Raw genomic sequence first — 14,513 nt, forward strand, 5'->3', positions numbered from 1 at the left:
TTGGTGACAGCGGAAAACCGGAACTCCACAAAACAGGCGGTCGGACGCGGCGGCATGGTGACGTCTCCGCATACTCTGGCGAGCGAGGCGGGCGCGGTAATCCTGCGGAGCGGCGGCAACGCGCTGGAAGCTGCGATCGCCATCGGCAGCACGATTGCCGTCGTCTATCCGCATTTCTGCGGGCTCGGCGGCGACTCCGTCTGGATCGTTGCCGATCGCAGCGGGCGGAAAACATGTTTTCTCGGCATCGGCCAAGCGGCACGAGAATTGCCGGATTTCGACGGACGCATTCCGCTGCGCGGACCGCTTTCCGCGCTGACCTCGGCCTGCGCCGTCGATGCCTGGCAGCACGCGCATGACTATTCCGCGCGGCACTGGGGCGGAAGGATCGATTTTCCTGTCTTGCTTGCCGATGCGATCCGTCATGCGAAAGAGGGCTTTCCGATCACACGCTCGCAAAGTTTCTGGCTTGCCTTCCGGCAGGCGGAAGCCGCCAACTGGCCCGGTTTTGCCGCCCTTTTCATGCCGAACGACGCAACGCGGAAAACAGGCAGCCTGTTCCGGCAGGAGAACTTGGCACGGTCGCTTTCGCTGATTGCCCACGATGGACCACGCTCCTTCTACGAGGGCGAACTCGGCGCGCGGATTGCTGCGGGGCTGCAGGCTGCCGGCTCTCCCCTGACCAGCCATGATCTCAAGGCCACCCGCACGCGCGAGGTCGCGCCCATCAGTCTCTCCTATCGCAATTTCGAGCTGCTTGCGCCGCCACCGCCAACACAGGGCCTGTCGACACTTGCGATCATGGGCATTCTCGCCCATTTCGATCTCGCCGCCTATTCAGCCGGCAGCGCCGACCATCTGCATCTCTGCGTAGAAGCCGTCAAACGCGCCTTCCTCGACCGCGGCGACATTGCCGACCCCGATGTCGCGCCGCAGCCGGTGGAGGAATGGCTGAGCATGCGGCATCTTGCACTGGCGGCGGCATCCATCGATCCCGCACGAGCGCTCGAATGGCCGGCACCCTTTCGCAATGGCGATACGGTATTCTTCGCCGCAACCGATGCCGAGGGCGGCAGCGTCAGCGTCTTGCAGAGCACCTATTTCGACTGGGGCAGCGGCGTGGTCGTCGGCGATACGGGCATTCTCTGGCAGAACCGTGGTGCAGCCTTTTCGCCAGATCTCAAGCATGTCAATGGCATCGCCCCCGGCAAACGGCCTTTCTATACATTGAACCCCGGCCTCGGTCTGCGCAACGGCAGGCCCGCCCTGCTCTATGGCACGCAGGGCGCCGACGGCCAACCGCAGACACTGGCGATGCTACTGACCCGGCTGATCGATTTTGGCGAACAGCCGGCAGCAGCACTCGCCGGCCCGCGGTTCCTTCTCGGCAAGACCTTTTCTGACAGCCGCGACAGCCTGAAACTGGAAGGAGATGCCGGCGAAGCGGTTCTTGCCGAACTGGCCGCACGAGGCCATGTACTATCACCGATCGAGGCGCAGAGCCCGCTTGCGGGGCAGGCCGGCGCAATCACTATCGACGAGGATGGCATGGCGACCGGCGCGCATGATCCACGTGGCGACGGATTGGCGATCGCGATCTCTTCTGGAGCATGAGTTGTGGGATTACGCGTCGGCGAGACGCCTTCAAATGCACGAAAGCGGGACAAAGCCGGTAGTTGATCGGACGGGCCACCGAATACCTTCTGGAGCATCGTACTCCTCGCAGATCGGCGACGTTCTCCACACTGGGTATTCGTCCGCTACGGATTCGAAAGTCGCCGAGGGTCCCAGTGGAAGGCCTTAGCGCTTTGGGTCATAATCGGCGCTGGCCACGACCTCCCCAGGTTTTAAATTACATCTGAAAATCAATATGATGATCTTTGCCGATAAGGGTCGACAAACGTTGATTTCAGTGAGTCAGAAATCGCCGGACGCGGCGCTAGGCCTACCAGTCCGGCATGCATATGAATGCGGCGGTCTGTCGTCCTGCAGATAGGACGAACAGTAGCCAGGAGCGGTCACCCCCCCCCGCAACTGTGCCAAGTTAACCCATATTTTAGCATTCACTTGCATGCGCCAGCTACGATGCTACCGTCGCCGACACCGTGGGGGCGCATTATGACAATCGAAGAATTGATAGATTTGCAGGAAGCAGGCTCAAGGGGGCGGGTGCTTGGACTGAAGGTTCACGAGAACCCATACCTCGCGGCCCATAGGATGCCTAGTGGTGATACCAGCACTCTCGGAGATTGGCTTGCACGTCACGATGCATGGAAATTCGGCTGGGAAGTGGAGGACGCCAGTCGCGAAGGTAAGATTCTCGTTCACTTCAAGGATCTGATCTCGACTGCCAATCGACGTGCGCTCGATCCATAACGTTTAGCGGACAGCCGGGCTATGGTTCCCGCGTGGTCATTTCGTCATGGTATCTCCTGTTCCCGGCATTTAAGCCGAAGCCAGGCAGAAATTCCACTTATCCCCGCTGTTCAAAATTCCCGAACCAGCTCAGGCGGCCTATATGTGTCTGCTTGACAAGCAAGAAACCCGTCTAGGGTCAGGACTCGTTAATTACAGCCAGAAGATGACGGAAGCTGCGATGCAGAGCCGAGCTGGGCAGTGATGGCATCTGTACAGGCCGGCGTGCATCGCTGTTGTTGCTCATATCGTCCGACATCCTTTTTATGCCCTGCCCTTCCAACGCGAATGCTATGCCCATGCGAAAGCCGCCCGAACAGCGGCCAGTGATTGACGACGAATTATGATCAAGGTACGTGGCCCACCGCCATGCTCAGCTCTGACGAGGTGGCAATGGGGAGGCCCGGTCAGCACGAGGGATCGGGCCTCTGCCCCTGTCACGCCTTTTTCACGCGACTGATGTCTGTTGCCGTGGTTAGCTTCTTTTGCTGATGCTGCAAACTCAGCAGAAGGGCATCATTTCGTTCGAGAGTGAGCCCTTCACCCACTTTCTCCTGAGAAGCCGCCGACACCCCTCGGTGGCTTCTTTGGTTTCCGAGGTAAGGTCAGCACAACGCCCTTGATAGTGGAGCGGTAGGATGCGCGACCACGCGCTTTCTCGGATTTCTTTCGAGCTGCCCAGCTGCACTGTATTGCCGCACCGAGCATGGGATTGGTTGACCACGGCGTAGGCGCTGGTGTGTTTCGGCGTGGAATATTGTCTGACGCAGGTTTGGTGCAATTCTCTCATGTCGCACCGATCAGGCGGGCTTGAAGAAGATCAAGCTTCCCGCGACCGTGCATCTGGCGCTTCACCAGCTTGAGCTTGGTGGCCTGCCCCTCGGTTTGTCCGTTGGACCACGGTGAGACGATCGCTGCCCGGACAGCCTGTATGTCTTTCGCCACTCCATTGCCAAACGAGGAAACCAGACTGTCGCGGGCGCGGTCGATCCACGGCGTGAGCTCATTTTCTGCCTTGCACCGGATCACAAGATGGAAGTCTGCGATGATATCGCGAGCCATGACGAGCAAGGGAACGCCGCTTTCGATCGCGGCGATGGGAACGGTTTCAGACTTCGTCAGGTTGTCTATGCTGGTTGTCAAACTGCATACGGTGAGCTTACATTTGATGGGAACACAGTTCCACAAGGGACCGTGCTACGAATAGTGTTTCTGCAATAGCGGGATACCACCCAGTTCAATTCTCCTGCCTTATACTTCCTGCCTTGTATCTGCGGGTTGTGCTACGCTTTTGTCGAAAGATGGTGCATAGTCCGCTCTGACATGATCTGGGAGGATTCATGGTCGAGATATTTTCGAAGCAGGACGGACCGCGTCGGGAGGACGTGCAAGTCAAAAGGCTGATCGAGGAGAACCGTGGCGTGATCACCCGGTTGGCCGACCAGTTCAGCGGTGGGCGCTATTCGGAATCGAAAAAGCCCAAGCCGGTGCCCCGGGCGGAAGGCCTGATCATTCATATAGGCGACAGCACCAGGCCCGTGCGGGAACCGGAGCCGAAAATCCGCGTGACGACCAACGGCCGCGTCATCGTCGTCGACGACGGGACAGGACGGCAGCTGCAATATTTCGGAGAGATCCGTGAAGCGCGTGGCGTCAGGATTTTCCGGCTGGCGACAAAGGCCAATGGCTTCATTGTTCCGCTCGAAGACGCAATAATCGATATGCTCAGCGATATCGACGGAGTGCTTTTGGGGCCATCCTACACGCAGACGGATCTGGCGACCGATATAGGCCAGAGACTCGACATTCCTCGCGCGACGTGACGGCTGCAGGCGCTGAAGACCGCCAGTATTTTACGTGTCTGATGTCCAGTATTTCGAGCGAGGAAGGTGACAGTTGATGAGACAAAATTCATTTACGCCCGAGGACATCCTTCCGAACCGAGCGCAGCAGGTCGGCAGCCGCATGGCAAACGAGGTAACCCTCTACCAGGCTTACGACGAAGTCGAGACGATGAAGGCATGGGAAACGTTGCTGGAGGGGCGCTCGGAGCCATCGCGCCGATCGCTGCCCGTGCGCTCGGCCATCCACGATTCCTGGTATCGATGCGCTGATGGCGGCATCAATGCCCAGTGCAACGAAGCTCCACTTGAAACCGACCGCGATGCCGTGGAAGCTCTAGCGAGAGGCAGCTCCGAGCTGCTGGAGGCGGCGAAGCAGCCGTTTTCGGCGATCGGCCGGCTGCTGGACGGCACGGGCGCCATGCTGGTGCTGGCGGATAGCGAAGGCGTTTTGATCGATGCCATCGGTGACAGGCGGACGATCTATAACGGCATGGACATCCATCTCGGCGTCGGCGGCAAATGGACCGAGGACGTTGTCGGCACCAACGGCATCGGCACGGCGCTGTGGACCGGCGAGCCTGTTTTCGTCCATGCGGCAGAGCATTTCTGTGCCGGCATCAAGACCTGGACATGCGCAGGCGCGCCCATCCGCGACCCGTTCGACGGCAAGATCATCGGCGTGGTGGATCTCTCCGGCCATCCGGATATCTTCCGGCCACACAATATGGCGTTGGTGACGGCCGCCGCCCGCGAGATCGAGCGAACACTGTCCGACTCTCAAAACGAGCAGCGCATGCGCCTGTTGGAGGCCTTCATCGCCTCGGCGAGCAACTACCGGTCGAGTGATGGTGTGATGATCGTCGATCGCCACGGCCGGGCAATCTACAGCAACAATGTGCCGCTGGCGGAACGGAAGCGCTTCGGCGACACACTGCGCCGAGGCAACCGAAGCTGTCGGTTGCCGGAGCTCAGCAACTCCGGCTTCCTCGACAGCGTCGCTACCGCCCTTCCCGAGGACATGCAGTCCTGTCATGTCTCGCCGCTGGAGCTCGACGGAGCAGTTCGGGGTGCGGCGCTAGTATTCCCGAAACAAAGCAACCACCCGGTTTCCATCGGACGCCGCTCCTCCCTCAGGCTGCAGGAAGAACGTGCAGCGATCGTCGGCGAAAGCGAAGGGCTGAAGGCAGCGGTCGACATCGCCTGCCGCGTGGCGGAGACGGAGGAGGTCACTTCTCTGCTGATCGAGGGTGAGACCGGTGTCGGCAAGGAACTGTTCGCCCGGCTGATCCACGCCGGCAATCAGAAACAGGCCGGAAGCCCGTTTATCGCCCTCAATTGCGGCGCCGTTACCAAAGACCTCTTCGGCAGCGAGCTTTTCGGTCATGTCAGCGGCGCGTTCACCGGCGCCACGAGGGAAGGCAAGCCCGGCGTGTTCGAGCTTGCCAATGACGGCGTGCTGAGCCTCGATGAAATCGGCGAAATGCCGCTCGATATCCAGCCCTACCTGCTGCGCGTCCTGGAGGAACGCACCGTGAGCCGGCTGGGCGAAAGCCGCGCGCGACCGGTGAATGTGCGGCTTGTCGCGTCCACCAACCGAGATCTGAGACGGGAAGTCGAGGCAGGTCGCTTTCGCCGCGACCTATACTATCGGATAAGCACGGTCTCGATCCAGGTGCCGCCGCTGCGCGACCGTGGCGGCGACAGCCTGCTGCTGATTGCCCATTTCAACGAGAAGATGGCCACGCGAAAGAACGTTGTACCGCTGCACTTTTCAAACGAGGCGCTCGATAGCCTGCTTGCTTACCGCTGGCCCGGCAACGTTCGCGAGTTAAGGAATCTCGTCGAGAGGCTGCATATCCTTTCGCGCCACAGCTTTGTCGGCGTGGAAGATTTGCCGATAGAAATCGTCGAACGGCATGTTCCAGCAAGCGCGTCGCAAGTGCCGGATCCGATGCCGATCGTAAGCTTCGAAGATGCGGAGCATCAGGCCATCAAGAATGCGCTCGCCGCTGAGCACGGCAATCTCAGCAAGGTCGCTCTGAGGCTCGGCATATCCCGGCCGACGCTCTATCGGAAACTGGAGCAGTTCGGCATAAAACGCAGCTTTGTTTGAAATGCTCCGCTGTGAGGAGGCCCACGCCCGCGTAGGCCCCCTTCATCCGGCACAACGCCCCATCCGCGAGGGAAAGGAACCGCGGACCGTAACATCAGCGGCCACGCGGATGTTACGGCCGCAAGCGCGTCGATATAGCGACTATGGTCGCCCGAGTTTCTCCGCGCCGCCGCCGAGCGCCGGCCCCTCGGTCGGATCAACCTCGTTCTCGGCAAGATCGCCAATCAGTGTTTCGGTCGTCAGTATCAGCTTGGCAACGGATGCGGCGTTGCGCAGCGCGGTATAGGTCACGCGCACCGGGTCGATGATACCCGCCTCGATCATGTTCTGATAGGTCCCCGTTGCGGCATTGTAACCGTGGCCACTGTTGACGCGGGTGACCTCGGAAATGATCGCATCCGGATCGCCACCGGCATTGGTTGCAATCCGCCAGAGCGGACGGGTGAGCACCGAGCGAACGAGGCGCACGCCTTCCGCAACATCGTGATCGACACTTGCGAACACGCTGTCGAGCACCGGCGCAATCTGCGCCAGAGCCGAGCCGCCACCTGCAACGACACCTTCCTCCGCAGCCGCCCGCACGGCATGCAGGGAATCCTCGATAAGCTGGATCGTGCGCTTCTGCTCCACCGGCGTCACACCGCCGGCGTATATGACTGCGGTACCACCCGAGAGCTTGGCGAGACGTTCACGAAGCTTATCCTGCTCGATATTCGGCGGCGCCATTTCATATTGTCGCTGCACCTGTGCCCGACGCGCGACGATGGCCGCGTGATCCCCACCGCCGCGAACGATGGTCGTAYAGGTCGCGCTGGTGATGACCCTTTCCGCCGAACCGAGATCCTCGAGCGTTACGTCCTCGATCTGGCCACCCAGATCCCGGGCGATAACCCGGCCGCCGGTCAAGATGGCCAGATCCTCCATCATCGCCTTGCGCCAATGGCCGTATTCCGGCGGATGAACGATAAGGTATTTTCCAGGGCCTTCCTTGCCGAGCAATGTCACCACGACATCGGGAGAAACTTCTTCGGCAACAATCAGGAGCGGCCGATCTGCCTGGCTCGCAATCCGACGCAGGGATCCGATTGCGGAGGGCTCGCGGATCTTCAGGTCCGTCATCAGAATCAGCGGCCGCTCGAGAACGGCTTCCATTTTCTCCTGGTTGGTCACCATGTGGTGAGAGAGATAGCCGCGCTCGAAGGACATGCCCTCCACCACGTCAAGCGTGGTCTCGGTGGTAACGCTGAAATCGGTGGTGATGATGCCGTCGGAGCCCACCCGCTCGTAGGCCTCAGCAACCAGCGCGCCGAGCTTCGGATCGGTCGCGGCGATATTCGCGACAGCCCTCAGCACGCCATTGCCCTTGGCGGGCTTGGCTTTGGCCTTCAGCGCTTCGACGATCTTGTCGACGGCCAAATCTATGCCCTTGCAGAGATCGACGGACTTGGCGCCGCGCTCATTTGCCTCGATGCCCTTCTGCACCAGCGCATTGGCAAGCACGATCGCCGTAGTCGTGCCGTCGCCGGCCACCTCGTTGGTCTGCATCGAGACCTCCCGGAYGACCTGGGCGCCCATATTCTCGAAGCGGTCAGGCAATTCGATCTCCGAGGCTATCGAGACACCGTCGCGGGTGACCATGGGTGTCCCGAGCGGCCGGTCGATCATGGCGTTCATGCCCCTCGGGCCGAGCGTCGGCTCGACGGCGGCGGCCAGCCTGGCGACGCCGCGGGCAAGCGACCGCCGCGCATCGGAATTGTGCAACATCAATTTGGACATGACTCCTCCTTCCGCCTGACGGGCGGTTTGTTGATTTAGGGCCTTATGCTGGAAGGCCGTTTTGATGGTTCAGTTAGTGTGCCGCCGGTGCCGGTACCCGGTTCATGATGAAGTCGACGAGCGTGGGCTCGCCCTCGACGATTTCCATTTCCTTGTAACGGGTCGTCTTCAGTCCCCGGCAGAGCGCGCCGTTGAACTCCATGTTGATACGGACGCTGCGAAGCTCCGCGAGATAGGCCGGCAGGTCTTCGGCGAAAACCCGTTGACCATCGTAGGTGACGATGACAGGCTCCTGTGGAACGAGTTCAGGCAGACGCCGAACCAGTGCCTGACGATATCGCGCCCTACGCTTGCCGATCTCCCCGTCGGCAATTTCGATCGCATCGAACGCGCCGAGCGTCATTCGGGCAACTTCGCTGTCGCCGATGCCCATAGCGCGAAAATCGAGGATCACCGCCTCCTGCCGCCGTTTGAAGGCCTTCTGCCGGAACTTTTCCCGCAGCGCCTCCATGTCGGTTTCCTCGGCAAGCGAACCGAAGATGTCGGCGAAGCTGCGGCCCTCGGCGATCCCCTTGTTCACCTCTTCGGCGAACATATGGTCATGCAACGTGATATGATAGGCTGGCGACCACGAGAGACCATCAAGCGCCGTTCTGATATCATCGAGCATAAGGAAGGCGAAATTCGGCGAGCACCAGTAGGTCGGCAGGCGAAAACCGACCTCGACGCTGCCATCAGCCGCGATGTCCGCGCGCTCGACGAAGCCCATCTCGGTGACGGGCTCGTCGAGTTCGGGATCGTCGACCGCTTTAAGGCACCGCCAGAGTTCCCCCTGGCGGCTTTCTGACGGAATGGTGGAGGTCATTTCGCTCACTCCGCAGCGATGCTGAACGGCGAACTGGCGAATGCCGCCTTCTTCGCCGCGATGTCGATATTGTAAATGCGGGCGGCGTTGAGGCCGAGGATCTTCTCCTTGATCTCGGGCGTCAGTTGGACGCCGCGCTCCTTGGCAATATCCGCCGGAAGTTCGAAGGCCCAGAACTTCTCGACGAGCCAACGCGGCGTCCAGATGGCATAGTCCGATCCGAACAAGATCTTTTCCGGGCCGGCCCAAAACAGCAGTTCGGAGATAACTTCGGCGAAATAACGCGGCCGGGAATGAATGAATGGCAAGGCAACTGCCAGGCCGCCATAGACATTGGTTTCCTGCACGGCGATCCAGCAGAAATCGTCCAGACGCGGCAGGCCGCAGTGTTCGACGATCCAGTTGAGATTCTGGAAGTCCGTGGCAGCATAATCGACATCATGAACGTCGAAGGCATCCTTGCTGAGCGGGATGATCGTTGGTCCCTTATGAACATGGATATTCTTGATGCCGAGCTTTTCACACAGCTCGAAACACTTGTAGGCGTTGGGATCGTTAAGCTTCCAGCCCTTGGAGGCGCCGTTCCACTCAGCCGTGTACATCTTCACGCCCTTGATATCGTAGGTCTCCTTCATGAAGTGGATGTATTCGAGGGCCTTCTCGCCGTCGCGCGGATCGAAGGAACCGTTGACGATAAAGCGCTCCGGATATCGCTTTGCGACCTCGGAGTTGCGCTCGATCGTATTGAAGCCGTTCTTGTAAAAGTCCTTGAGGTATGTGGACTGGATAATGGCAACATCATCCGGGCCGTCAATGAACAGGTCGCGATAAAGATCGTCGGCGCTGTACTTCTCGAACTTGCTCTTTTCCCACAGCTGCTCCTTGGGGCTGAGAGCGGTGTGATAGCCGTAGAAACATTCGACGAACTGCTTGCCGTGGATATTGCGCTGGTTTTCCGGGCTCCCATCCCAGAAATGGGTGTGGCCGTCGACGATGAATACTTCCTTGCCTTCGGGTGTGACGTACATGGTTCTCTCCGCTTGCAGTGATTTGAATTTCCGGCGCGCCGCGAATGCGCCGCGCCGCCCTCCTCCGTATCCGCTCAGATGTATTCGAAGACCTCGTCCATATCGCCGAACAGGATGACCTCATTGTCGTCGATGCGGACCATGCGGCCATAGTGCGTGGATGTGTTGACCTCGAAGATCTCGGCAGTCATCTCGCGCCCAAGGTATTCGCTGATTTCGTCCATGCGGAAGATCAGCTTGCCGTTGCCATCGATACGGATCATCGCCGGGGCATAGGTGACGATGACGCCGGGCTTCTTGCCCATGAACTCGGCAATGGCGCGCGCCTCTACCGAATCGTTCATGGTAACCCCACACTGATGCGAGATCGTCTGCTCGAAGGTGATGTCTTTCATCGACTTGAAGATGTTATTGTGCGATGCGTCGCGTGCTACAGTAGACATGCTGTTAACTCCTTGTTTTAGCGGGACAAGCCAAGCTCGCCGAGGATCTGCTTCAGGCGTTCGCCGGATTGCACATGCGCGTCGCTGAAAGAGACCGGCTTGGAATGGGGCATCGACCAGATCGGCTGAAGGCCGAGGGCTGCCTTATCCGCGAGCGCGCCGTGCTTGGCGACCCAGCCCTGGAACAGCTTGCGATTGGCTGCGCCATGGGTGGCGTCGTTTGCCAGGAGGTAGACGAGGTCTATGGTGTTGGCGAGGTTGCGCTCGTAGTCTGCCTCGGCAGCAGAGATCACCGGCGGGGTGATAAAGTCATGGTTGGCGGCGGCGGCCTGCATCAGGAAGCCGGAGCGGAACAGTTCGCCGACGAGCGGTTCAAAGATGATGTTGATGGCGAAATACTGCTCGAGATAATCGGACGTGCCCATGATCGTCTCGATGGCTTCGCGCGTGCCCTGCCAGACGCTGTCCTCGAGCCAGTGCTTCTTGCCCAGCGTGTCGTCCCAGCCGTCGATATCCATGCCGATCTCAGCGAGATAGAGCGTGATGTCCTGTGCGAGACGCATCTTGTAAGACGAGTTGGTCAGCGTCGCGTTATTGATCATCTGCGTATAGCCGTAGCGCTGCGCCTGCATCAGCGATGTGCCAAGGCCAAATTCGGCGTGCTTCCAGGCGCCGAGATGCGCCTGCAGGATCTTGATCCAGACCTTGTCGAAGGCCTTTGGTGCGCCGGCGCGGCGGGCGTTGGTGATGACGCTCTGCACCATGGTCTCGATCTTGGACTGACGCTGGTAGTGGGTGCGTTCCCATTCCTGGTCCGGCGCGCGGTAGGCGTGCCAGTTGGAGCTCTGTGCGGCGGTGTTGTCCTTGACATAGGCGCCCTTGCCGTTCGCGAAGGAAATGATCCAGTTCTGGATTAGATAGCGTTCCGGATCCGGCTGGACGTCGACGGTGACGTCCTCGTAGTGGGTGGCGCGCTGACCGCGCGGTTCGAAATAGCGATACTTGCGGCTATCCGAGTCGGCAAAGATCGCCGATCCCGCTGCACCTGACCCGACTGAACTCGACATTGCAGGCATAGTTCTCACTCCCTTGTTGCAGTTCCTCTGATGCTGCCCGTTCTTCGTCCAGCCCGGYAGCGCGCTGCACGCATGACGCATACGGTTAATGCCCCGGGGTTCCTCCCCCGGACGAAGTTGTGAATTTGTCGAAGAAGATGCGCTCCGACTCGAAGCCGTTCATGAACAGCACGGGCTGCAGCGCATCGATCATCGGTGGCGGGCCGCAGGCGTAGACGTCGCCTTCGCCATCCACCGCCAGCTCCTTCAGCTTCGCATCGACCGACTGGTGGACGAAGCCGCGTTCGCCGCTCCATCCGCCGTCTTCCGGCGCATGCGACAGAACCGGGATGAAGGTAACTTCGGGATGACTGCTGACGAGTTCGTCTATCCGGTCGCGATGGAAGAGGTCTTGTTCGGTCCGTGCGCCGTAGAAGAAATAGACCGGCCGATCTTCGCCGCTCTGAAGATGATCGTTGAGAATGGACCAGACCGGCGACATGCCGGAGCCGGCGCCGACCAGCACTAGGGGTCCCTGCCGGTTCTCGCGTCGGAAGCAGGTTCCGTAGGGTCCGACGACGGTGACGTCGGCTCCGACACGGATGCCTCCGGCATCAAGTTCGCCGGAGAATTTTCCTTCCGGGTATTTCTTGATGATGAAGGAGAGTTTCTGGGTTTCGCTCGGCGTATTTGCCATGGAGAACGAGCGCGTAATCGTCTCCCCTTTTTCCGTGGTGACCGTGATGTCGACATATTGCCCCGCCCAGAACTTCATCGGCGATGCGAGTTCGATCTCGATGCCCCTGATATCGTGGGTCAGTTTCTCGACATGGGAAATGCGCCCCTTGAACGTCTTCACCGCAATCGATTTCGACAGCACTTCTTCGTCATAGTTCAGCAACTCGACTTCCATGTCGGAATAGGCCAGCGAACGGCAAAGCAGGATATGCCCGGTGTCCTTCTCCATGTCGTTGAGTGCGAATGTCGAATATTTCAGCATGTCGACTTCGCCGTCGAGCAGCACGCATTTGCAAGCGGAACACTGGCCTTCCTTGCAGCCGTGCGGCAGGGCGATGCCCTGGCGGAATGCTGCATTGAGTACCGTCTCGCCCGGTTCGACTTCGAATTCGACGCCGACAGGCTCAAGCCTTACCTTGTGTGCTTCCAGATGCGCCTTAAGAGCTTCAGCCATCTACACGACCTCCCAATTCCCGTGCGTTCCCGTTGGGGACCGGTCCTCTTTGAAGTCGCGGAGGCCGGAGCCGGCCTCCGCGGTTTTCTGTCTCAGTGGAAAGGTGTGATCGTGAAGCCGGCGCGATATTCGGCGACGTGCTTCTCGCGATCTACCAGCGACATGTCGCGCAGGATCTGCAGCGGCGACATCAGCGTGTGGCCACGGACATCGTCGAGGGTCCACATGTCCTTGCCGTCGAAACGCAGGTGCGGCTGCGGCACCAGAGTCTTGCCGTCGGAGCGGACGAAGTTCAGATCCTTGATGGCGTCGGCGAGATCCCAGCCATGGTAAAGGGTTTCCCACTCGCGCTTGCCGCTGAAGCGGCCCATGGCCGGCGTCGGGCGACCCTGGTATTCGTCCGAGAAGGCTTCTACGGCCGTCCAGCGRTCGAGCTCGTGGGCGAAGGTGTGTAGCTTGCCGTCGATCTCGTCGACCACCATGTCCTCGCGGATCAGGCAGGGAACGAGGCAGCTCCAGCAGCGATGCGGATAGACGTAGCCGGTTTCCTCGTTGAAGGTGATGATCTTCTCACCGCGATGACTGAGCTTGTCATACCACTTCCAGAAATCGCCGAATTCAGCATACCAGCCCGGATACTTCTGCTCGAACCATTCGAAGTCGGCCTCGCGCTGGGCTTCAATGCGCCAGAAGTTGACCGGCCAACCCACGGCGAAGAACTGCGCCACCTTGTGGACATAGTGCTTTTTGGTGATGCGGTTCCAGGCTTCATGGACGTCGTCGTGGTGAACCTTGATGCCGTATTTTTCGAGCGGCAGCATGTAGGTGCGGTAGTAGTCCTCAAAGATCCAGCGGTGCCACATTTCCGCATAGGATTCCTTGTTCTTGTCGCGGTTCGTGGTGCCGTATTCGATGAAGGTGCCAATGGCGGCATCAACGATCGCGTGGTTCTGCCAGAAGGAGTAGCGCAGGTCGCGCTCCAGCAGCAGGTGGTTTTCCGGCTCCTTGAGGGCTGCCATCAGCAGCGAGTGGCCGTTGCCAATATGGCGGCTTTCGTCCGACTGCACCGACAGGAACACGGTCGGCAGCGCATAGTCGCCGTTACGGGCGGCTTCCGACGGCATAGCCACGAACAGCGTGTTGGTAAAGGCGGTTTCAGCAACAACGGTCAGGTACATGCAGGCCGAGGTCATCACATCGCCGGTGATGAAGCCTTCGCCGAACTGACGGCCGATCGTCGTGGCATAGCATTTGCCGAAGGCCTCTTCGGTGATGTCGAAGCCAGCCGGATCTATGTAGTTCTCCATGTACCACTTTTTCAGGTTCATCTGGATCGTCGAGTGGCGAAACTCGTCAACCATCTGCATGGTGAAGCCGGTTCTGAGGTCTTCGCCGGGGGCGAGGCGGGCAACCATGGCCATCGAGCGGGCAGCCGAGATTTCCGGGAACGGAATGATCGCCAGAAACAGCTTCATCCATTCGACCCAGCGGGGCTCGACATTTCGGAACATGTCGCCGCGCAGCGCTGCATCGAGCGCTCCGTAGACGCGGTTGTCCTTTTCTTCCTGCATCGGGAAGTAAGAGCGCAACACCTGCTTCATCGGATCGCGTGGCGCCTTGGTGATCTTGTAGTCTGTCGGGAAAGTCATCGCTTCCTGGACATAGGTGGGATTCCAACCAAGATCGGAAATCTTCTTGGTTGCCTCGCCAACGGAAATACCGCGCTGCGAGGTGATCTTGTTAAGCGTCAAAGACGACATCTTCATCAGCCTCCACTGTGTT

General features: G+C 59.7%; 11 protein-coding genes and 1 pseudogene. 4 read left to right on the plus strand and 8 right to left on the minus strand.

Annotated features, from left to right (window positions below; translation table 11 throughout):
- Positions 1–54: 54 nt before the first annotated feature.
- Together AC1D35_RS07325 and AC1D35_RS07330 are read left to right on the plus strand one after the other, a co-directional pair.
- Positions 55–1,614, plus strand: a complete 1,560-nt coding sequence (locus tag AC1D35_RS07325) for a gamma-glutamyltransferase family protein (protein ID WP_477854889.1) — start codon at positions 55–57, stop codon at positions 1,612–1,614.
- 504 nt (positions 1,615–2,118) lie between these two features.
- Positions 2,119–2,376: a CrpP-related protein gene (locus AC1D35_RS07330; protein WP_477938399.1), complete on the plus strand. Its 258-nt coding sequence runs from the start codon at positions 2,119–2,121 to the stop codon at positions 2,374–2,376.
- A gap of 825 nt (positions 2,377–3,201) precedes the next feature.
- Here AC1D35_RS07330 and AC1D35_RS07335 read toward each other — a convergent pair.
- A pseudogene (locus AC1D35_RS07335) lies at positions 3,202–3,558 on the minus strand (transposase); the annotation flags it as partial.
- A 197-nt stretch (positions 3,559–3,755) separates the two neighbouring features.
- Here AC1D35_RS07335 and AC1D35_RS07340 point away from each other — a divergent pair.
- A complete protein-coding gene (locus AC1D35_RS07340) occupies positions 3,756–4,238 on the plus strand; it encodes a hypothetical protein (protein WP_477938400.1) in 483 nt (160 codons plus the stop codon).
- Between the two features lie 76 nt (positions 4,239–4,314).
- Positions 4,315–6,372 carry a sigma-54-dependent Fis family transcriptional regulator gene (locus AC1D35_RS07345; protein ID WP_477938401.1) on the plus strand — a complete coding sequence of 686 codons (2,058 nt, stop codon included), beginning with the start codon at positions 4,315–4,317 and terminating at the stop codon, positions 6,370–6,372.
- Positions 6,373–6,513: 141 nt separating this feature from the next.
- On the opposite strand, the gene groEL is transcribed toward AC1D35_RS07345, so the two are convergent.
- From groEL to AC1D35_RS07380, 7 genes are all read right to left on the minus strand, one after another.
- Positions 6,514–8,148, minus strand: coding sequence for a chaperonin GroEL (groEL, locus tag AC1D35_RS07350; RefSeq protein ID WP_477938402.1), 1,635 nt, complete (start codon positions 8,146–8,148; stop codon positions 6,514–6,516).
- 73 nt (positions 8,149–8,221) lie between these two features.
- Positions 8,222–9,013: an iron-sulfur cluster assembly protein gene (locus tag AC1D35_RS07355; RefSeq protein ID WP_477938403.1), complete on the minus strand. Its 792-nt coding sequence runs from the start codon at positions 9,011–9,013 to the stop codon at positions 8,222–8,224.
- A 5-nt stretch (positions 9,014–9,018) separates the two neighbouring features.
- Complete coding sequence (locus AC1D35_RS07360) at positions 9,019–10,041, minus strand: amidohydrolase family protein (protein ID WP_477938404.1); 1,023 nt, start codon at positions 10,039–10,041, stop codon at positions 9,019–9,021.
- A gap of 74 nt (positions 10,042–10,115) precedes the next feature.
- Entirely contained in the window at positions 10,116–10,484 is a 369-nt protein-coding gene (locus tag AC1D35_RS07365; RefSeq protein ID WP_477854846.1) for an MmoB/DmpM family protein, read from the minus strand.
- 17 nt (positions 10,485–10,501) lie between these two features.
- Entirely contained in the window at positions 10,502–11,560 is a 1,059-nt protein-coding gene (locus AC1D35_RS07370; RefSeq protein WP_477938405.1) for an aromatic/alkene monooxygenase hydroxylase subunit beta, read from the minus strand.
- Positions 11,561–11,645: 85 nt separating this feature from the next.
- Positions 11,646–12,731, minus strand: a complete 1,086-nt coding sequence (locus AC1D35_RS07375; protein WP_477938406.1) for a 2Fe-2S iron-sulfur cluster-binding protein — start codon at positions 12,729–12,731, stop codon at positions 11,646–11,648.
- Positions 12,732–12,823: 92 nt separating this feature from the next.
- Entirely contained in the window at positions 12,824–14,497 is a 1,674-nt protein-coding gene (locus tag AC1D35_RS07380) for an aromatic/alkene/methane monooxygenase hydroxylase/oxygenase subunit alpha (RefSeq protein ID WP_477854843.1), read from the minus strand.
- Between the last annotated feature and the right edge of the window lie 16 nt (positions 14,498–14,513).

The organism is Rhizobium sp. P1_E6, assembly GCF_056405875.1.